The organism is Pseudomonas sp. GL-B-12, assembly GCF_019955895.1.
In the GTDB taxonomy this organism is placed as follows: domain Bacteria; phylum Pseudomonadota; class Gammaproteobacteria; order Pseudomonadales; family Pseudomonadaceae; genus Aquipseudomonas.
This window is the reverse complement of sequence record NZ_JAHBCX010000058.1, coordinates 1-21,963: the sequence shown is the minus strand read 5'-3', so window position 1 is coordinate 21,963 and position 21,963 is coordinate 1. Positions and strand designations below refer to the sequence as shown.

Sequence of the window (21,963 nt, the reverse complement as noted above, 5' to 3'; positions counted from 1 at the left end):
CGCTGGGTCAGTCGGTATCAATGTTGAATGACAAATCGCATTCGTCGGAACGCCGCCCGGAGCAAGCCCGCTCCCACAGGAGGAAGTTGCGCTCGACCTCAGTCCGGCTGCGCAGCCAGCCACGTTTCATCGCAACACGTCTTGAGCGTTTCACGCAACCAGCGGTGGGCCGGATCCTTGTCGAAGCGCGGGTGCCAGGCTTGGGTCAACATCAAGGTTGGCAACGGGATCGGCAGGTCGAACGAGCGCAGCTTCAGTCCGAGCCGTCGCACACTCAGCAAGGCTTCCTTGGGCACCGGCAGAATCAGGTCGGAATCGGGCAAGGCAAACATCGCCGCATGAAAGCTCGGCGCAATCACCGCCACCCGCCGCTCCAGCCCCAAGGCATTGAGCGCGGTATCGATCGGACCTCGGGCAATGCCACGCCGTGACATGCTGATATGGGAATAACCCGCATAGCGCTCTGCCGTGATCTCATCGTCCAACAGCGGATGATCCTCGCGCACCAGGCCAACGAAGTGGGTGGAAAACAGGTTCTGGATCTTCACTTCCGGGGTCAATGGCCGGGTGTTGCTGACGCTCAGATCGATCCGCCCTTCGCGCAATGCCTCATCATCGCCATCGCCTTCCGGGACGAAACGCAATTCGCAGTGCGGCGCCTGCCGGTCAAGGGTGTCGAACAGCTTGCCGCCGTAGACGCCGACAAAGAAGTCGTTGGCCCGAATACTGAATCGCCGCCGCAGCGAGCTCAGCTCCACCGCATCGGCCGAACGAAACAGCAACCCGGCCTGTTCCACCACGCTGCGCACCTGCTCGCGCAATTCCAGCGCCTTGGGGGTCGGCACCAGGCCACGGCCGGCGCGCACCAGGATCGGATCGCCAATGGCTTCGCGGATGCGCGTCAATGTCCGGCTCATGGCCGCCGGGCTCAGGTTCATCCGCCGCGCCGCGCCCACCACACTGCCCTCGTCGAGCAAGGCATCGAGGGCGACCAACAGGTTCATGTCCGGGAGTTGCATGGTGAGCACTCTAACCTGATCTTTGTTGATTCAGACGCAATGCTAGCAAACTCCACCGAGCCATTGTGCGAGCGGGCTTGCCCGCGAAGAGACCAGAGCGGACTTCACACAATCAGACAGTCAACGCACCATCCCCCAGCGCCTCACAGTCACCCGCTCCAACGAATCAAACACCAGATTCTCCACCAGCAAACCAATCAGAATCACCACCGCCAACCCGGCAAACACCTTGTCTGTGTACAGCTCATTGCGATTCTGAAAAATGTACCACCCCAGCCCGCCCTTCCCACTGGTTGCACCAAACACCAGCTCAGCAGCAATCAACGTCCGCCAGGCAAACGCCCAGCCGATTTTCAGCCCGGCGAGGATTGATGGCAGTGCCGCCGGAATCAGGATGAACAGCACGAAACGCATGCCCTTGAGACCGTAATTGCGCCCGGCCATGCGCAGGGTTTCCGAGACGCCGAGGAAACCGGCGTAGGTGTTCAGCGCCAGCGCCCAGAGCACCGAATGCACCAACACGAAAATCAGGCTGTTCTGCCCCAACCCGAACCACAACAACGCCAGCGGCAGCAGGGCGATGGCCGGCAAGGGGTTGAACATCGAGGTCAGGGTACTGAGCAGATCGCGACCGAATTGCGTCGACACCGCAAGAGTGGTCAGAGCAAACGCCAGGACGATGCCGATCAGATAGCCCTTGAGCAACACCACCAGGGAAATCCACACCTTGCCCAGCAATTCACCGCTGAGCAGGCCGTCGTACAAGGCGTGCGCGGTTTGCACAAAGCTCGGCAGCAGCAGGTCGTTGTTTTGATACCGGGCAACAGCTTCCCAAAGCACTGCGAGCAAAATCAGGATCAGGCTTTTGCGCAGCCAACCTTGCTGCCACAGGCGTTGGCCTAGGGGTAATTCCCGCTCCAGCGGCACGCTGGTCAGTGGCTGCAAAACCGTTTCGAACTCTTCACGCGGGGATGATAAATGGCTCATCGGGCCCTCCTCTCAACTGGCTCAATAAGCGATGCGGATGTCGGCGAAATCCAATTCATGTTCGGCTTGCGGTGATTGACCTTCGTCGAACAACAGCCGGTGAATACGTCGCGCCGACTCCTGAAACGCCACACCGCCGAGGCTGTGCAAATCGTATTGGTGGCTGTGGACCTCCGCCCTCACCCGGCCCGGATGGGGCGACAACAACAGAATGCGATTGCCCACCACCAGCGCCTCTTCGATAGAGTGCGTGACGAACAGCAGCGTGAAACGCACTTCCTCCCAGAGCAGCAGCAATTCTTCCTGCATCTTGCGCCGGGTCAGGGCATCGAGGGCGGCGAAGGGTTCATCCATCAACAGGATTTTCGGCTGCATCGCCAGCGCCCGAGCGATGGCGACCCGGGCCTTCATCCCGCCTGACAAAGTGTGCGGATAAGCCTCGGCAAACGCCGCCAGGCCGACCTTTTCCAGATAGTGCAGCGCTCGCTCTTCGGCTTCCCTGCGCTTGAGGGTTTTCGAGGCCAGAAGCGGAAACATCACGTTCTGCTTCACGGTTTTCCACGGCGGCAGTTGATCGAACTCCTGAAACACCACAATCCGGTCCGGACCCGGCGCATCGACGCGCTGGCCTTGCAGACGGATCTCGCCTTCCACTGGCTGGATGAAGCCGGCGGCGGCCTTGAGCAACGTCGACTTGCCACAACCGGACGGCCCGAGCAGGACAAAGCGGTCCGCCGGATCGATCTCGAAACTGACTTGATGGGTCGCCCGCACCACCCGCTGCGGTGTGCGGTATTCGAGGCTGACGTTATCGACCGACAGCAGCGCCTGGGCTGCCGCGATCGGTTTGCTGACCGTGTGGCCTTGCAAAGGGGCGTTCATTTCGGTCAGCTCCCTTGCAGCGGTTTGGCGTCCTGGAAGAAGTAGTCCTTCCATGAATCCGGTTTGTTTTTGATCGCGCCAACGCGGTAAAGGAACTCGGCCAGCGGGTAAGTGTTTTTCGGCGTGACGCTGAATTCGAACTGCGGGTTGTCGATGATTTTCAGCAATGCGGCGCGGTCGATTTTGGCCTTGGTAACACGGATGTAAGTGTCCGCCGCTGCGCCTTTATCGTTCTGCGCGAATTGCGCCGCTTCGGTCAGCGCATCAATAAATGCCTTGTAGGTTTTCGGGTTCTCATTGCGGAATTTCTCGGTAGCGAACAGCACCGTCGGCGAGTTCGGACCGAGCAGGTCATAGGTGTTCAGCACCACGTGCACGTTGGGATTGGCCAGTTCCTGATCCTGGAACGGCGGGTTGGAAAAGTGCCCGCTCAGCTCGGTGCCGCCGGCCACCAGCGCCGCTGTCGCGTCGGGATGTGGAACGGCGATGGTGTACTTGTCGAGGCGATTGAACTCATTGTCACCCCACTGTTTGGCCGCCGCGTATTGCAGGAAGCGCGACTGCACGGACACGCCCACCGCCGGCACCGCGATGCGGTCCTTCTCGGTGAAGTCGGCGATGGTTTTGACCTTGGGATTATTGCTCACCAAGTAGTACGGAAAGTTGCCGAGGGAAGCCACGGCTTTTACGTTCTGCTTACCGTGGGTGCGATCCCAGATGGTCAGCAGCGGGCCGACACCGGCGCCGGCAATGTCGATCGAGCCCGACAGCAACGCATCGTTGACCGCCGCACCGCCGGAGAGCTGGGTCCAGTCGACCTTGATGTCGATACCTTCCTGCTTGCCGTACTTCTCGATCAGGTTCTGATCGCGCACCACATTGAGCAGCAAGTAAACGATGCCGAACTGTTCGGCAATGCGGATTTCACCTTCGGCGTGGGCCACGGTCGGCGCCATCAGGTTGCCGGCGATCAGGCTGAAACCCAGGCCGATGGCCGCGGCCAGCGGTGCGAATGGAAGACGTTTGGACATGATCAGATCTCCGACAAATCAGAAAGGCGCGTCGCCCTGGATGGTGGTGCGATACAGCTTGCGGCGCAGATGGCTGGGGCATCCGGCGGCGAGGTGGATCAGCGAACGGTTGTCCCAGAACACCAGGTCGTGGGGCTGCCATTGATGGCGGTAGATGTTTTGCGGCAGCACGCTGTGGGCATATAGCTCGGCCAGCAGTTGCTGGCTCTCGCCTTCCGGCAGGCCAACGATGCGGGTGGTGAACCCCTCGCTGACGAACAACGCCTTGCGGCCGTTTTCCGGGTGGGTACGCACGACCGGATGGACGACTTCGGCGACCTGGGCCAGTTGCTCCGGGGTCAAGGTCGGACGCCAGCTGCCTTCGAATTTGGTCTCGCTGTAACGCGCCGTGTAGGAGTGCGCCGCCGAGCGACCTTCCACCGCTTTGCGCAACGCGAGCGGCAGGCTTTCCCAAACTTTGTGCATGTCGGCGAACAATGTGTCGCCGCCTTCTGATGGCAGCTCCTGGGCATGCAGCATCGAGCCCAGGCTCGGCAGCTCCTTATAAGAAAGATCGGAGTGCCAGAACTTCCCAGCATCGCCGAGGCCGATGTTCTGGCCGTTTTCGACGATGTTGGAAACGATGAGGATTTCCGGATGCCCTGCCAGCAGGAACTGCTTGAGCACATGGATCTGCAACACGCCAAAACGACGGCTGAAATCGATCTGCTGCTCAGGGGTTATGCGCTGCTCGCGGAACACCACCACGTGATGATCCAGGTGCGCGCGGTGAATGCGGGAAAAATCGTCATCATTGATCGGGCGGGACAGGTCGAGACCGATGATCTCGGCGCCCACCGCTCCGCTGAACGGGCGGATTTCAAAGAATTGTGGCGCGATGCTTGGCGAAGCTGAAGCTGCAGACATAAATCACTCCCACGCACGGCACGCTCAAAAGCGCGCGCGTCGATCAGAAACTCACGGAGGTCCCGTGTTGGTTCGTGTCGTGCGGCGCGCCGATTGGTCGGCAGGTACGCAGGAGATTGACTTTATAGCTATAATAATTGAAATTTAAATACCGTTAATGAATAACGATATGGCGATTGAGAAGGGATTGAGTGGATGGTTGAGTGACGTAATTTTCACTTGCTCACAGGGTTGAGGTGTTTTGACTGACGCCATCGCGGGCAAGCCCGGCTCCCACAGGTTTTTGTGTCAAACACATGATCGTGTTTCAACAAAGAACCTTGTGGGAGCGGCGATGCGGCGATCCGACTTGCCCGCGATGGGGCCAGTGAATCCACTAAAGATCTAGCGCTCGTGCAGCGCCTCGGTCCGCGCGCGGATGATCGGCTTGAGCAGGTAGCTGAGAACGGTCTTCTTGCCGGTGATGATGTCCACGGAAGCCACCATCCCCGGAATGATCAGCAACGGCTTTTCATCGGTGCCCAAGTGGCTGCGGTCGGTGCGCAGCTTGATGATGTAGTAGGTAGTTTTCTTGTCTTCGTCGGTGATGGTGTCGGCGCCGATCTGCTCCAGCTTGGCCTTCAACCCGCCGTAGATGGTGTAGTCATAGGCGGTAAATTTTACCGTCGCTTCCTGCCCCGGATGCAGGAACGCGATGTCCTGCGGGCGGATCTTCGCCTCGACCAGCAAGGTGTCGTCCAGCGGCACGATTTCCACCAGGTCGCTGCCCGGCTGGATAACCCCGCCGATGGTATTGACCAGCAACTTGTTGACGATACCCCGCACCGGCGAAGTGACCAGCGTCCGGCTGAGCCGGTCTTCCAGGGCCTTGCCGGTGGCCTGGGCCTTGTTCAGGTCGGTGCGTGCTTCGTTGAGTTGGGTCAGGGCTTCGCTGCGGAACTTGCCGCGGGTTTCATCGACCTTGCGCTGCACTTCCTTGATTGCCGATTCGGCACGCGGAATGGCCAGGGTGGTGGCGTCGAGCTGACCACGGGTCTCCGCTTCGGCACGCCTTAGGCGCAGGACTTCCACCGGCGATACCGCGCCCTGGGCCACCAACGGCTCGGACATGCTGATTTCCTGACGCTGGAAGCCCAATTGCTGGCGATACTGCGCCTGCTTGGACGTGAATTCGCGCAGCTCTTGCTGGCGCTGGATCAGCTGCTCCTGCAAGCCGCCAATCTCATCGTGCAACTGTTGGCGACGGCTTATATAGAGCGATTCTTCGCTCTTGGCCTGACCCGGCACAGCCTTGAGCACATCCTCGGGGAAGTTCAGCGGGCGATCTTCGACCTCGGCGCTCAGGCGTTCGACCCGCAGCAGCATCGACAGCCGATCGGCCTCGGTTTCGCCAACGTTCGAAGCAAATCGCGTGTCGTCCAGACGAATCAGCGGTGCGCCAGCCTCGACGATCTGGCCTTCCTTGACGAACAGCTCGGCAACGATACCGCCTTCAAGGTTCTGGATTTTCTGAATCTTCGACGATGGAATCGCCTTGCCGTCGCCCTTGGTCACTTCGTCGATCACCGCGAAATTGGCCCAGAGCATCAGGAACACAAAGAACGCGATGATCGCCCAGATCGTCAGCCGCACCACTCGCGGCGCATCCTCGATCAGTGCCTTGTTGACCTCCGGCAGCGGCTGGCCCTGAAGCGAAGCAGAGCCTTTGAAGTAGCGACGGATCGAATCCTTGCCCGACTTAAGCAACACTGATCTGCCCCTTCTTCAACGCTTCCATCACCGCAGCTTTCGGGCCGTCGGCGAGTATCTGCCCGCGGTCGATCACGATCAGCCGATCCACCAGCGACAACAGCGATGCCCGGTGCGTCACCAGCACCATGGTCTTGTTTTCGATCACCGCTGCCAGGCGCTGCTTGAGGCGCTCTTCACCGGTGTTGTCCATGGCGCTGGTCGGCTCGTCGAGCAGCAGGATCGGCGGGTTGAGCAATAACGCACGGGCCAGGGCGACGTTTTGTCGTTGACCGCCGGAGAGGTTCTGCCCGCGCTCGCCGACTTGCAGCTCATAACCCTGCGGATGCAGGCGTGCATATTCGTGGACGCCGGCCAGTTCTGCGGCTTGCAGCACCAGTTCGTCTTCGACATACCGCGCGCCGGAAACCAGGTTGTCGCGCAAGGTGCCGGCGAGCAACTGAATGTCCTGGGGCACGTAGCCGATGTTGTAGCGCAGTTCGCTGACGTCGATCTGGCGGATATCCACACCGTCGACCAACAGCGCGCCGTCATCCGGCTGGTACAACCCCACCAGCAATTTCGCCAGCGAGCTCTTACCCGAGCCGCTTCGACCAATGATGCCGACCTTCTCGCCGGGACTGATCGACAGGTTGATGTTCTTCAGCGCCAGGTTCTGCTGTTGCGGGTAGGTGAAGTTGAGCTGGCGGCACTCAATGCCGCCCTGCAGCACCTTGCGGCTGAGCGGACGCTCTTCGAAATTGCGCTCCTGGGGCAACTCCATCATCTGGTCGACCGAGGTCATGGTCACCCGCGCCTGCTGATAGCGGGTCAGCAGACCGGACAGGGACGCCAGCGGGCTGAGTGCACGGCCGCTGAGCATGTAACAGGCAATCAGGCCGCCCATGCTCAGGTGACCGTCGATGATCTGGTACACGCCGAAGACGATCATGATCACCCCGGCCAGTTGCTGGATCAGCAAGGTGATGTTCATCGCCAGGCCGGAGAGCATTTTCACCCGCAACTCAAGGCGGCTGAGGGTGCCGATGGTCTGCTCCCACTGATACTGGCGTTCGCTTTCGGCGTTGTTGACCTTCACCGCATCCAGGCCGGCCAGGGTTTCGATCAGGCTCGACTGACGCTCGGCCCCCAACGCCATGGTCCGCTCCATGGTCGCCACCAGGGGTTTCTGCAAGGCGTAGCCGATGGCCAGGGCAATCGGGAATGCCAGCACCGGTATCCACACCAGGTGCCCGCCAAGGATCGCGATGACGATAAAGATCAGAATCGTGAACGGCAGGTCAATCAGGCTGGTGAGGGTCAGCGAGGCGAGGAAGTCGCGCAGGTTCTGGAACTCATGGATGTTCTGGGCAAAGCTGCCGACCCGCGCCGGCCGGTATTTCATGGCCATGCCGACGATGCGCTCGAACAGCGTGGCCGAGATAATCAGGTCGGTTTTCTTGCCGGCCAGATCCAGGCACAGGCTGCGCAGGCTTTTCAGGATCAGGTCGAAGAGGTAGGCGCCCGTGATGCCGAGTGCCAGCACCCAGAGCGTCGCTTCGGCCTGGTTCGGCACGACGCGGTCGTAGACGTTCATCACGAACAACGGCGCGGCCATGGCAATGATGTTGATCAGAAAACTGGCGGCGATGGCGTCGACATACAACCAGCGCGAACGCTTGAGGGTGTCGCGGAACCACGAGCGCGCACGCGGAATGAGCGTGCCGTGGTTGACGTCGAATTTGTGCTGCGGCTGGGCGAAAAAGACCCTGCCGGTGTAGTCGTCGGCCAGCAGCTCACGGCTGACCAGGGACTCGCCGCCATCGCTTTCGCTGAGCAGCACCCGTACCTGATCTTCGCCTTGCCAGCCAAGCAGGACGGCACTGCGACCGTCCCTGAGCAGCAACAATGCTGGCATGGCAATCGCCGGAATATTCTCCAGCTTGCGTTGCAGCACCCGACCTTGCAGCCCCGCGCGAGCTGCCGCACGTGGCAGCAACTCGATACTCAAGCGTTGCTCGGGCAGCGGCAGGCCGGTGGTCAGCATTGCCGCGCTGGCAGGCTTCTGGTGCAGCATGCAAAGAGCGAGCAGACCATCCAGTAACGGATCGTCATGCAACGCGTGCGGATCATGAATGAGTTGAACCCTACTGACTTCTGATTCCACGCTCGGCACTCTTGGCTAACAATTGAATAATGAAGGCCCTGCTCAATTCATACCGGGCAATTGGACCTTGGGCTTCACATCGTTTTGCACAACGGATGCCAATGGTGCGACTACTCCCTGGCTCTTGAGCAACTCGCCCATGGTCGCTTTGATTCGGTACTGCGTAAATAACTGAGTGTTCCTGATCTCCGCCAGACGGCGAGAGGAGGTAAACAGTTCGTTCTCACTGTCGAGCAAATCGAGCAGGGTGCGCTCGCCGAGGCTGAACTGACGCTGGTAAGCGGTACGCACGGCGGTGCTGTGATCGACGTATTGCTGGGCGATCGGCACCTGTGCGTTGGCATTGTTCAGGGCGTTCCAGGCCAGGCCCAGCTCCTCATTCAATTGGCGCAGGGCGTTGTTGCGGATGTCCAGCGCCTGGTTCGACAGGTACGCCTTGGATTCCAGATCGGCCTTGTTGCTGCCGCCGGCATACAGGTTGAAGCGCATACGCAGCATGGCTTGCCATTCGTTGTTGTGGCCGTCCTGACCATCAATATCGTTGTCCGCGGTACGACCTAGCTCAGCATCGAAGCGTGGGTAGAAAGTCGACTTGGCCGTGTCGTATTGCTTCTCGGCAGCGGCGATATCGGATTCGGCCGAGCGCAGGATCGGGCTGTTTTCCAGCATCTGCGCACGGGCCTCATTCAGGTTGGCCGGCATCAGCGCCATGAAACTCGCCGGGCGCTCCAGTTGATCGGGCATCTGGCCGACAGCGGAGAGGTAGTTGGTTTCGGCATCAGCCAGGTTGGTCTGCTCGGTGATCAGGTTGTTGCGCGCCTGGGCCATCCGCGCTTCGGCCTGATCGAGGTCGGCACCACTGCCAACGCCACGCTGGGTACGCAGCTGGATCTGGTCGTAAATGCGTTGGTGGCTCTTGAGGTTGTCCTCGGCCAGACGCACGAATTCGCGGCGGGTCAGCACGTCGAGATAAACCTGGGCCACGGTCAATCCGGTACGCTCGGAAGTACTCAGCAGCGAGTAGGCGCGGGAGTTGACGGCGGCTTGTTGACGCCCTACTTCGCTGGACGTCGCAAAACCGTCAAAAACCACTTGGGTCAGCCGCAAACTGGACTCACTGCGATTCAGGGTTTCCCAGTGCTTGTTGCTGCTGCTGTCCGTGCGCGTCGTCACGCTATCGGTGCCTTCACGACCGTAACCACCCAGCAGGTCGACCCGTGGCAGGTATCCACCTTCCGCAGCCTTCAACTGATAGTCCGCAGCCAATCGGCTGTTGACGCCTGCCTGGACCTCCGGATGGACATCCAGCGCTTGTTGCATGGCGTCTGGCAAGGATTGCGCCTGGACGAAAGACGCGGCGAGGGCGAAAGGTAGAGCCATGAACAAGGGCGAACGCATGGTAGGAATTTCCCAGAACTTCTTGTCTTGAATCACAGCAAAAGAGCTCGCTGCGTCGGAAGATGGCAAGCCGAATGACCGTATGTCGGAAAGTTCAAAAGCGGAACTGGTTCACATACCGAGGACAGATCACCACTGAAATATCAATGTGACATTACAGGGACGATTGTTTAGGATGACCTCCAGAAGGTCAATAGTTTGGCATAAAGTTAATAGCGAAAAATCATAGCCAAATTATTGACTGATTTATGCGTCAAACTTGTGCATCCATTTTGCGTACGTCCAGACTGGTCGGCGCAGACGCCATCAGGTCTATGGACGTCAACTGAACGTGACACCCCGGAGAGTCTTCAATGAGCAGTGTTGTTGCCATCGTCAAAAGCATTGTCGGTCAGGTTTTCGTGGTATCCCCGGAGGGCATCCGCCGCGTTCTCGTTGAAGGCGACAAACTGTTTGCCGGTGACCAGATCGACACTGGCCTTTCCGGTGCCGTGTCCCTGGAACTGGCCGATGGCCGCACCCTGGATCTGGGCCGAGACACCCAGTGGAGCGCTGAAACCCCGGACTCCGGCACTGATCTGGCATTCGCCACCGCGCAAGCCGCGCCGTCGGTTGAGGAGCTGCAACAAGCCATTGCCGCCGGTGCCGACCCGACCAAAGACCTTGAAGCCACGGCGGCGGGTCCGACGGCGGCGGGTTCTGGTGGTGCCGCCGGTGGCGGTCACAGCTTCGTGATGCTCGACGCCACCGCTGGCCGCATCGACCCGACCATCGGCTTCCCGACCGCGGGCATCAACTCTGTTGCGCAAACCACTCAGGACATCACCGGCGGCCAGACCACCAACACCACCGCCAACACCCTGCGTGACTCGACCCTGAGCCTCAGCGCCACGCCAACCATCACCGAAGCCGGTGGCGTGCTGGTATTCACCGCGACCCTGACCCAGGCACCACTGACCGACCTGACTGTGACGCTGTCCAACGGCGCTGTGATCGTGATTCCCGCGGGCTCGACCACCGGCACCGTCAACGTGCCATTGGCTGCGAACGACACTGTTTATAACGACGCGACCCAGATCGAAGTAACTGTCACCGGCACCAGCGGCGGCAACGGCATCACCGTGACGCCGCCGACTACCCCGGCTGTGACCCAGATCACCGATACCGTCGACACCACTACGGTCACCCTGACGGCCGGCAACACCGTCACCGAAGGTGGCCAGATCACCTACACCGTAACCCTGACCAATCCGGCGCAAACACCGGTGACCGTCACCCTGTCCAACGGCTCGACCATCACCATTGAAGCCGGCAAGACTACCGGCACCGTCGTGGTCGAGACCCCGGCCAATGACGTCTATGTAAACGGCAGCACCGTCAGCACGACCATCACCGGTACCACCGGCGGTAACTTCGAAAACCTGGTGCCCAACACCACACCGGCCGTGACCACCATCACCGATTCTATGGACAACACAGGGCTGACCCTGACCGCCACCGGCAACATCACCGAAGGCGGCCAGATCACCTACACCGCCACCCTGACCAACCCGGCCGGCACGCCGATGACCGTGACCTTGAGCAACGGCTCGGTCATTACCATCGAAGCGGGCAAAACCAGCGGCACCGTCGTGGTCGAGACCCCGGCCAATGACGTCTATGTAAACGGCAGCACCGTCAGCACCACGATCACCGGCACCACGGGCGGCAACTTTGAACAGTTGACCCCGAGCACTCAGCCGGCGCTGACCACCATTACCGATTCAAAAGACGACACCGGCCTGAGCCTCTCGGCTTCCCCTGACGTGGCGGAAGGAGGGTCGATTGTTTACACCGCGTCCCTGACCAATGCCGCGGGCACAGCGGTAACGGTCACCCTGAGCAACGGCGCGATCATCACCATCGCCGCTGGCGCAACCACCGGCAGCGTGAGCGTCCCTGCCCCGGCCAACGACGTCTATAAAGATGCCGGCAAGGTCGAAGCCACCATCAAGGACGCTACGGGTCGCAACTTCGAGAATCTGGTCACTGATTCGACACCTGCAGTGACCAATGTCTCTGACACGATCGACACATCGACGGTCAGCCTGACCACCACGCCGACCATCGTCGAAGGCGGCACTGTGGTTTACACCGCTTCTGTCACTTCGCCAGTCACCGGGTCGCCGGTTGTCGTGACCTTGTCCAATGGCCAGGCCATCACTATTGCGGTAGGCGCCAGCAGCGGTTCCGTGAGCGTCGTGACGTCTGATGATGCCTTGGCGGGTGGTAACTCCCTGAGCGTCAAGATTGACGACGCCAAGGGTGGCAACTACGAGAAGCTGGACGTCGACGGCAAGTCGGCAGAGACCTCGGTGACCGATACCGTCGACGCTACCAATCTGTCGCTGAGCGCGACCGATTCCGTGGCCGAGGGTGGGTCGATTGTTTATACCGCTACCTTGACCAATCCGGCCGGTACGCCGGTCACCGTGACCTTGTCGAACGGTGCCGTAATCACCATCGAAGCCGGTAAAACTACCGGCACCGTGACCGTCGATGCGCCAAAAGACGACGTGTACCAGGACGCCGGCAAAGTCGAAGCGACCATTTCGACCGCTACGGGCGGCAACTTCGAAAACCTGGTGCCGAGCAACGTGCCGGCGGTGACCAACGTCACTGACACCATCGACACGACCACCGTTAAGCTCACCGCCTCCGAAACAGCGGCTGAAGGTGACACTGTCACTTACACCGCCACTGTGGGTGCAGCCGTGACCGGCTCGCCAGTGACCGTGAATTTGGCTAACGGCCAGAGCATCACCATCGACGTCGGTCACACCACCGGCACTATCACCACCAGCGCGCTGAACGACGTGCTGGCCGGTCACGCCCCACTGACCAACTCGATCACCGACGTCAGCGGCGGTAATTACGAGAACCTGGTCGCGGATAAAACGCCGGTTTCGACCACCGTCACCGACACCGTCGACACCACCAACCTGTCGCTGAACGCGACCGACTCTGTGGCCGAGGGCGGCTCGATTGTCTACACCGCGACCCTGACCAACGCCGCCGGCTCGCCGGTGACCGTGACCCTGTCGAACGGCGCGGTGATCACCATCGAAGCCGGTAAAACCACCGGCACCGTGACTGTCGATGCGCCGAAGGACGACGTGTACAAAGACGCCGGTAAAGTCGAAGCGACCATTTCCACCGCCACCGGCGGCAACTTCGAGAACCTGGTGCCGAGCAACGTGCCGGCGGTGACGGAAGTGACCGACACCATCGATACCTCGACGGTGAAACTGACAGCGAGCGAAACAGCGGCCGAAGGTGGCACCGTCACCTACGCCGCCACCGTCGGTGCAGCCGTGACCGGTTCGCCTGTCGTCGTGACGTTGGCCAACGGTCAAACCATCACCATTGAAGTCGGTCACACCAGCGGCACCGTGACTATCACCGCGCCGAACGACGCGCTGACTGGCCACGCCCCGCTGACCAACTCGATTACCAACGTCACTGGTGGTAATTACGAGAACCTGGTCGCCGACAAAACCCCGGTCAGCACCACCGTGACCGACACCGTCGACACCACCAACCTCAGCCTGAGTGCCACCAACTCGGTCGCCGAGGGCGGCTCGATCATCTACACCGCCACCCTGACCAACGCCGCCGGCTCGCCGGTCACCGTGACCCTGAGCAACGGCGCGGCAATCAATATCGAGGCCGGTAAAACCACCGGCACCGTCACCGTTGTGGCACCGTCCGACGACGTCTACAAAGACGCCGGCACCGTCCAGGCAACGATCAGCGACGCCACCGGCGGCAACTTCGAAAGCCTGGTGAAAGACCCGGCAGCAGCTGTCACGAGCGTAACCGACACCATCGACAAAACTGAAGTCAGCATCAGCGGCAGCACCTCGGTGACCGAAGGCCAGGCCGCCAGTTACACCGTCAGCCTGACTCACCCGGCCCAGACCGAAGTGACGCTGAAAATCGTCTACAGCGGCACCGCTGCCGACGGTTCGGACTTCACCGGTGTGTACACCGTGAAGATCCCGGCGGGTGCCAGCAACGCTGGCTTCGACGTCGCGACCATCGATGACAAGATCACCGAAGGCACCGAAAACTTCGTGGTCAAGATCGACTCGGCCATCGGCGGCGACTTCGAGAACCTGGCGATCAGCTCGTCCAACGGCAGCGTCAGCACTTCGATCATCGACAACGATGCACCGCCAGTGCTGGACCTCGACGCCAACAACTCCAGCGGCGCCTCCGGGGCCGATTACCAGGTGACGTTCACCGAAAACACTGCCGGTCCTGGCGTGTCTATCGGCGATACCGATCTGAGCATCACTGACCCGGACAGCACCCTGCTGACCGGCGCAACGATCGTGCTGACCAACCGTCAGCCAGGCGACGCGCTGAACCTGGGCAATAGCGTCAATGGCATCACCATCAATGCCAACAGCCAGGACGGTTCGGTCACGCTGACACTGTCGGGCAATGCGACGCTGGCCGACTACATGCAGCAGATCAAGAACATCACCTTCACCAACAACAGTGAAGATCCGAGCACCGTGCCGCGCATCATCACCGTGACGGTGACCGATGGCAGCAACTACTCCAACACCGCGACCACCACGGTCAACGTGGTGGCGGTCAATGACGCACCGGTCGCAGCACCGGTCAACGTCACCGGCACCGAAGACACGCCGCTGATCCTCGATTGGTCGACCTTCGGCGTCAGCGACGTCGACAGTCCGGCTGCCAGCCTGGGCGTGAAAATCACCCAGCTGCCGGGCGAGGGCAAACTGCAGTACCTGGACGGTTCGACCTGGAAAGATGTCGCCACCAACCAGACCTTCAGCAAGGCTGATATCGACGCTGGCAAACTGCGCTTCACGCCGGATGCCAACGAGTCGGGCGTGGACGGTTATGGCCCCGGCATTGGCGACCAAAAGGCTGACTACGCGCAACTCCAGTTCCAGCCAACCGAGGGCCAGTCGCTGGGCAACACCGGCACGATCAAGATCGACATCACCCCAGTGGCGGATGCACCGACCCTGAGCGTTGCCGACAACAGCGTAAGGTCCACCGGGTTGATCAAGGAAGTCTGGACCGGTCTGTCGGGCCTGGGCACCAGCGGAAACGGCGCGGACTCGACCACGCTGAAAAACGTGATCGACGCCGCGGGTACACCGAACTCCAAGGGCACCGTGACCAACGTGCAGTCCGACGGTAGTGTGACCGCCGGCACGGCGTCGAAAACCTCCGGCCTGATCTACCTCGAAGCTGGCAAGACCTACACCTTCAGCGGTGTTGGCGATGACAGCCTGTCGGTGACCATCGGCGGCAAGAACGTAGCCGCGATCACCTGGGGCGCGGGCGGCAACCTCAATGGTTCGTTCACCCCGACTACCAGCGGTTACTACACCCTGGACATCTATCACCACAACCAGAGCGGCCCGGGCAACTATGACGTCAACCTGTCGGTCAATGGCAGCACGCCGATCGACCTGAGCAGTGCCGGCGTACCGATTTACACCGGTGTGTCGGATCTGGTGAATGCCGGTGTGACCGTGTCTGACTTGCACGGCACCCAAGGCGAAGGCTACTACGACGGTTACAAACTCAATACCGGCGCCGAAGGCACCCGTGTGAAATTGTCCGCCATCACCACCGCGCTGACCGACACCGACGGCTCGGAAAGCCTTAGCCTGAAGATCAGCGGCATGCCGGTCGGCTCGGTGCTCACCGACGGCGCGGGACATACCTTCACGGTCACCGCGTCCAATGGCGAGGCCAACGTGACGGACTGGAGCCTTGGCTCTCTGACCGTCACTCCACCACCGTACTACAACGGCCAGTTCAACCTGACCGTGACCTCGACCTCCACCGAGGCCCTGGGTGGTTCGGCCAGCAACACTTCGCAGATTCCCGTGACCGTGTACCCGGCGGTCTACAACGCCGTCACCGCCACCGCGGCCGATGACACCATCACCGGCACCGACGGCAATGACATCATCGTCGCCGACATCGGTGGCCTGACCGTGGTGCCGGGCACCAACTACAACATCGCATTCATGGTCGACAGCTCCGGCAGCATGAGTACCTCGTCGATCAACTCGGCCAAGGACTCGCTGACGTCGGTGTTCAACACCCTCAAGCAAAGCCTGGGCAGCAACTCGGGCACGGTGAACATTTTCCTGGTGGACTTCGACACCCAGGTCAACAAGTCGGTGTCGGTGAACCTCAATGACCCGAATGCGCTGACTCAGTTGAAGGCGATTCTGGACTCGATGTCGTCCGGCGGCGGCACCAACTACGAGGACGTGTTCAAAACCACGGCCAACTGGTTCCAGAGTGCGGACGCCGTGGCCAACACCGGGGCGAAGAACCTCACGTATTTCATTACTGACGGCAAGCCGACTTACTACCAGAGCGGCGAGTCGACCAACCCGACCCTGTATGGCAGCACAACACTCGATAGCCTGATCACCACCAGCAACTATCAGTTGGGTAAAGCGATCAGCCTGTTCCCCGACAGCACGCACCAGATCGACATTACCGCCTCGGGCTACGTGACGGTCTGGACCAAGAGCAGCAACGGCAACAACGGCAACAACGGCAATGGCAATGGCAATGGCAACGGCAACGGAAGTAGCTGGTCATCCAAGGACTTCGGCTATCTGCATGCCCAGGGTGACGGCACCTACGAGTTCTCGGGTCGTGACGGCGACGGCAACAGCACCGACGGGGACACCACCAGCAACTCCACCAGCAGCTTTACACTGCTGAGCAACCTGTCGAATGTCGAGGCCATTGGCCTCAACAGCGACGTGAGTCTCAACGACCTGAAGCCGTACGACTCGGATCAAACGCCACAAACCAACATCGATCCGAAGGATCTGGCCAACTCGATCATCGGCCACACCGAAGCGACGATGCCAGGCAACGACACGGTCAGCGGTGGCGATGGCAACGACCTCCTGTTCGGCGACCTGGTGAGCTTCAACGGCATTGCTGGCGAGGGTTACCAGGCCATGCAAGCCTTCGTGGCACAGCAAACCGGCGTGGACGCCAACAAAGTCACCACCAGCAACGTGCACCAGTACATCACCGAGCATTACACCGCGTTCGATGTGTCCGGTGCCCATGATGGCAACGACAGCCTGCTGGGCGGTGCGGGCAATGACATCCTGTTCGGCTCGGGCGGAAACGACTCCCTCGACGGTGGCAAGGGCAATGACATCCTGCTCGGCGGCACCGGCAACGACACGCTGATGGGCGGACAGGGCAACGACATCCTGATCGGTGGTTCCGGCGGTGACACCTTCGTCTGGAAAGCGGGCGACACCGGCAACGATGTGATCAAGGACTTCAAGGCCAGCGAAGGCGACCGGATCGACCTGCGCGATCTGTTGCAGGGCGAAACCGGCAGCACCATCGACAACTTCCTGAAGATCACCACGGTCGATGGTGTGTCGTCGCTGCAAGTCAGCTCGGCCGGCCAGTTCAACTCGGGCAACGCGGCCGCCGCCACGCCGGACGTGACGATCAAGCTGGAAGGCAACAGCTGGTCGAGCGCCAACCTGCACAACCTGATTGCCGGTAGCGACCCGACCATCAAAGTCGACCACAACAACAGCTGATGCACGAAAACGGCCGCCCTTATGGGGCGGCCGTCACGTTTGCGGCCACTGCCCGGTGACGATTTCGTCGCTGCGCCACATACTGGCGTGCAGTTGACCTATGCTGCTGACAGCACGACGCTGGCTCAAATCCGAGGGGTGCTCAATGTTTTACGTGCAACGCGATGCGCAGGGCCTGTTGGTACGCGTGGAACCCGCCGCCTACGCCGAGGCCACGGAAACGCTGCCGGCCGACAATCATGAGATCCAGGCCTGGTTTGCCAACGCGGCTGTGGAGAACAGCCTCAAACAGCTCAAGCAAAGTGACCTGGAAATGATCCGGGTACTCGATGACTTGATTCAGGTGCTGACCCAGAAAGGCGTGATCCGCGTCACCGACCTGCCGATGGCGGCCCAGGCCAAACTGATGGACCGGACCCAGGCGCGTGAGGCGTTGGGTGGGTTGAGTCAGTTGATCGATGAGGATGAAAGCGGGTTGATCTGATCATTGATCTTCAGTGACTGTTCCAACCTCATCGCGGGCAACCCAGCTCTAAAGTGTTACTTCCAGGGCTTGGGCTCGCCGAACAACTGGCCTTGCACACCGTATAGCCCCATCTCGCGAATCACCGACAACTCGCCTTCAGTCTCGACCCGCTCGGCAATCAGCGGCAAGTCGATGCTGTGCGCCGCTCGCTGGATCGCCTCGATGAACAGGCGTTTATCACTCTCCAGGTCAATGGCCCGAATATAGCTGCCGTCGATCTTCAAGTACGCCAGCCCCAGCCGTGCCAGGTTGCCGATCATGCTGAAGCGCCCACCAAAACGTTGCAGGCTCAGGGAGAACCCGAGCTCGCGCAGGCGTCGGGTCAGTTGCTCCAGCACCGCCTGGTCAGGCAGTTGCTCTTCGCCAATCTCCAGGGTCAAACGCGGGCCGAGGTTGGAATGAGCACGCAATATCTCGAAGATTTTGTTTTGCGCTTGCGGGTCGGCCAGGGTAGCTGACGACAGATTCAGTGCCAGCGACGCCTCATGCCCGCTCATTTGCTCAAGCACCCGTTCGAGCATCAGCCGATCCAGACGCGCAGTCCAGCCGAAGCGCTCCAGCCAAGGCAGAAAACGCCCGGCGGAAATGGTCTGGCCGTGCTCGTCGAGCAGTCGCGACAGCACTTTGTAATGCAGTACCAGTTGCGTGTCCTGGGCGGCGACTACCGGCTGGAAATACAGCTCGAAACGTCGCTGCGTCAGCGCCTGGTCGAGCATCAGATGCCAAGCGTGGTGATCGTCGCCGACACTGGCCGAGAGGCTGTGTTCGATACAGGCCCAGTTCTGCTCGCCCTGGCCTTCGGCCTGCGCCAGCGCCTGATCGCCCAGGCTGAGCACGGCTTGCGGCGAGTCGCCGTGTGCAAAAGGCGCCAGGCCGATAGACGCCACGGCAGCCACATCGGTGGCGCCGGTAGCGTGAAGACTGGCCAAGGCGCTGTCGAGATTTTGTGCCAGTTGCAGCGCTTCTTCGCGCACCAGTCCCGGCGCCAGCACGGCAAATTCGCCGCCACGGATACGGGTGACCAGGTTCTGGGTTTCGGGATATTTGGCGCACTCGCGAGACAGCTGCTCGCCGACGGCTTTGAGTACTTCATCAGTGCGCTGACCACCGAGACGCTGATTGAGACCGGCCAGATCCTTGACCCGTAACAGCAGCAGATAACCGGAACTGGCCTGCTCCGGATTGCTTACCCGCGCATTCAGTTGCATCTCGAAATAACGCCGGTTGGCCAACCCGGTCAATGAGTCCTGATAGGACTCGACCCGCAGTTTTTCACTGCGCTCGGCCTGCTCCTGGAACAGCGCCTTGAGCTTCTCGACCATCTGGTTCATGGCCTGCACGACCCGGCGAAGTTCGGGAGTGCGCGGCAGTTCCGGCAGGCTGAGGAATTCCCGCCGGGCGATGGCATGGGATTGCTGGACCATGTAATCCAGCGGCCTCAATTGCTGACGCAGTAACAGTGCGCCGAGTACCGCACTGACCGCGCCACATAGCAACAACCAGCCCAGGCTGCCCAAAGCGCTTTGCCACAACTTGGCTAGCGCGAACATCGGGTGGCTGACCACCTCGACCCGGGCAGCCTGCTCCCAGCCACGGCTGACGATCGCGTCACCACCGGCGGGTTCCAGGCCGATCAGTTTGACGAACCAGTCCGGAACGTTGTTGACCGCCGGAATGCCCGTGCGCTCGACCAGGGTCTGGTCGGTCTTCAGATCGACCACGCGGATGCTCGCGTAGTAACCGCTGTCGAAAATCGAGCTGACCAGCAACTCGACCATCGCCGGGTCGTCGATGTTCGGTGTCAGGGAAAGCGCCAGCGCCGTCGCAGCGTCCTGGGCATGGGAGCGCAACTGGTTGACGTACTGAATGCGCGAGCTCTCCAGACTGACCATGAAACTGCCGGTGAAGGCGACCACCAGGAACAGACAGATAGCAATCAACAGCTGTTTGAACAAAGACATCTGAGCGTGTGCTCCTAGTTAGTCGTCTCGACCGGAAATCCTTCGGCCTGCATTTTTTTCAACACATCCTGCCAACGCGAAAGGCGTTTGGTATCGCCGACCTTTTTATTGCCCCTGGCGCCTGGCAGCCACAACCCTTCTGCATTGAAAGAGTAGACCGGCAGCAAATCCTTTCGCTGGCTGGCCGGCTTGATTGCATCAATCAGGCTGTCGAGCACCAGGGGCTCGGCCTCCGGACTCGAGTAGTAGGTCAGCACCATGTGCGCGCGGTTCTGGGTCAGTGCCTTGACATAGGTGATACGCAGCTTTTCACTGGCTACACCGAGGTGACGCAGGCTGAAGTACTTGGCAATAGCGTAGTCTTCACAGTCGCCGGCGCCTTTCCAGAGGGCTTCGATCGGGGTTTCCCAGTAGTCGACGTCATGCCACAGGTCGATGTCTTCGACGTATCGCAGCTGTTTGTTGAAAAAGCGATTGACCACATTGAGTTGTTCCAATTCGCCGAGTTGCTTCTGACTGGCCAGCAAGTATTGCCAGTCATTAATGCGCTGCTGACCTTCTCCCAAAGGTCCATACAATGCCTGCGCCCGTCGGCTGATCAGGGAAAAATCCCAATCGGCGCTCAAGCTGCCCAGCATCACGCCAGTCAGCAACAGTGCGCTGCACAGGCAGCGTAAAATCCGGGGGATCGTTAAACTTGCCGCCAATGCGAGGCATCCTGGATAGGCAGGAGGGAGTCGTTTGAATGGTGAAGGTTAGACCGGGAAAAGACAATGGCACAGTGAGATCACTGGCGGCGCGCTAAACTGCAAGAAAGGCACTCGTGAGCCTGTTTGACAAGCCGTCAGTCAGTTACTAGGGTCACTTGGATCCAAAAAATTCCATCACTCAGGGTGCGTTTAGTGACACAAAAGCCCAACCCTCTCAGCAGTATCAAGGTCAACGGGCCGATTCCCGCTCATATGGCACGCTCGGTGATTGAAGAAACCCTGCGCGCGGCCATACTCGACGGGCGCATTCCTTGCGGTGCGGCCTTGCGCCAGCAAGACCTCGCCGACCTGTTCGGCGTCAGCCGCATGCCTGTACGCGAGGCCTTGCGCCAGCTCGAAGCACAATCGTTGCTCAACGTGATTGCCCATAAGGGTGCCGTGGTCGCGCCGCTGGTCCAGGGCGACGCCGTGGAAACCTATGCGCTGCGCATCCTGCTGGAATCCGAAGCCCTGCGTCTCTCGGTGCCACTGCTCCGGGACGAAGATCTCGAACAGGCTGCCCGTCACATCGACGAGCTGGAAACGCAAAGCGACTACACCGAAATCGGCCGGCTCAATCGCCTGTTCCACATGGCGCTTTACAGCCGGGCGCCCAATCGCCGGCTGTTAAGTCTGGTCGAAGACGGCCTGATCGAAGAAGAGCGGTTCCTGCGTTTCAACCTGGAAGCCATGGGCCTGGGCAAACTCTCCCAGGACGACCACCAGGCACTGTTGCGGGCCGCCGAAGACCGGGACGTCGATCGCTCCGTGAAGCTGCTTGAACATCACCTGAACCGAGGGGTCGAGGTCATTACGCGCTACCTCAACAGTCCTGAAGTCCAGGCCAGGAACAGGTCGAAGTAGCCCGCGGCGGCAAGCCCGGGGAACCTATCGAAGGGTTCACCTCGCTTGCTGCGCATTCCCCCCCTCCCCAAAAAAAATGCTCCGCGAATAATTTGATTACAAATCCCC

The 21,963-nt window shown here is 60.5% G+C and carries 13 protein-coding genes; 3 read left to right on the top strand and 10 right to left on the bottom strand.

Annotated elements, in window-relative coordinates:
- Positions 1–98 precede the first annotated feature (98 nt).
- From KGA85_RS26805 to KGA85_RS26770, 8 genes are all read right to left on the bottom strand, one after another.
- On the bottom strand, positions 99–1,019 hold the full coding sequence (locus KGA85_RS26805) for a LysR family transcriptional regulator (protein ID WP_223461342.1): 921 nt from the start codon (positions 1,017–1,019) through the stop codon (positions 99–101).
- A gap of 120 nt (positions 1,020–1,139) precedes the next feature.
- Positions 1,140–2,006, bottom strand: a complete 867-nt coding sequence (locus KGA85_RS26800) for an ABC transporter permease (RefSeq protein ID WP_223504356.1) — start codon at positions 2,004–2,006, stop codon at positions 1,140–1,142.
- Positions 2,007–2,027: 21 nt separating this feature from the next.
- Complete coding sequence (locus tag KGA85_RS26795) at positions 2,028–2,888, bottom strand: ABC transporter ATP-binding protein (protein WP_223460867.1); 861 nt, start codon at positions 2,886–2,888, stop codon at positions 2,028–2,030.
- A gap of 5 nt (positions 2,889–2,893) precedes the next feature.
- A complete protein-coding gene (locus KGA85_RS26790) occupies positions 2,894–3,919 on the bottom strand; it encodes an ABC transporter substrate-binding protein (protein ID WP_223460864.1) in 1,026 nt (341 codons plus the stop codon).
- An 18-nt stretch (positions 3,920–3,937) separates the two neighbouring features.
- Positions 3,938–4,825 (bottom strand): TauD/TfdA dioxygenase family protein, encoded by an 888-nt coding sequence (locus KGA85_RS26785; protein ID WP_223460862.1) that lies wholly within the window; start codon positions 4,823–4,825, stop codon positions 3,938–3,940.
- 384 nt (positions 4,826–5,209) lie between these two features.
- Positions 5,210–6,574, bottom strand: coding sequence for an HlyD family type I secretion periplasmic adaptor subunit (locus tag KGA85_RS26780; protein WP_223460860.1), 1,365 nt, complete (start codon positions 6,572–6,574; stop codon positions 5,210–5,212).
- Positions 6,564–8,720, bottom strand: a complete 2,157-nt coding sequence (locus tag KGA85_RS26775) for a type I secretion system permease/ATPase (protein WP_223460859.1) — start codon at positions 8,718–8,720, stop codon at positions 6,564–6,566. The genes KGA85_RS26780 and KGA85_RS26775 overlap by 11 nt, the downstream gene beginning before the upstream one ends.
- 42 nt (positions 8,721–8,762) lie before the next feature.
- On the bottom strand, positions 8,763–10,118 hold the full coding sequence (locus KGA85_RS26770; protein ID WP_223460856.1) for a TolC family outer membrane protein: 1,356 nt from the start codon (positions 10,116–10,118) through the stop codon (positions 8,763–8,765).
- 353 nt (positions 10,119–10,471) lie between these two features.
- Between KGA85_RS26770 and KGA85_RS26765 the strand changes: the two genes are divergently transcribed.
- Together KGA85_RS26765 and KGA85_RS26760 are read left to right on the top strand one after the other, a co-directional pair.
- Complete coding sequence (locus tag KGA85_RS26765; protein WP_223543503.1) at positions 10,472–17,755, top strand: retention module-containing protein; 7,284 nt, start codon at positions 10,472–10,474, stop codon at positions 17,753–17,755.
- A gap of 145 nt (positions 17,756–17,900) precedes the next feature.
- A complete protein-coding gene (locus KGA85_RS26760; RefSeq protein ID WP_223460853.1) occupies positions 17,901–18,239 on the top strand; it encodes a tryptophan synthase subunit beta in 339 nt (112 codons plus the stop codon).
- Positions 18,240–18,295: 56 nt separating this feature from the next.
- Here the strand turns inward: KGA85_RS26760 and lapD are convergent, their stop codons facing one another.
- Entirely contained in the window at positions 18,296–20,242 is a 1,947-nt protein-coding gene (gene lapD, locus KGA85_RS26755) for a cyclic di-GMP receptor LapD (RefSeq protein ID WP_223460851.1), read from the bottom strand.
- A gap of 14 nt (positions 20,243–20,256) precedes the next feature.
- Complete coding sequence (lapG, locus tag KGA85_RS26750; protein ID WP_223460850.1) at positions 20,257–20,949, bottom strand: cysteine protease LapG; 693 nt, start codon at positions 20,947–20,949, stop codon at positions 20,257–20,259.
- Positions 20,950–21,144: 195 nt separating this feature from the next.
- Here lapG and KGA85_RS26745 point away from each other — a divergent pair, with 195 nt between their 5' ends.
- A complete protein-coding gene (locus KGA85_RS26745; protein WP_223460848.1) occupies positions 21,145–21,855 on the top strand; it encodes a GntR family transcriptional regulator in 711 nt (236 codons plus the stop codon).
- The last annotated feature ends 108 nt before the right edge of the window (positions 21,856–21,963 follow it).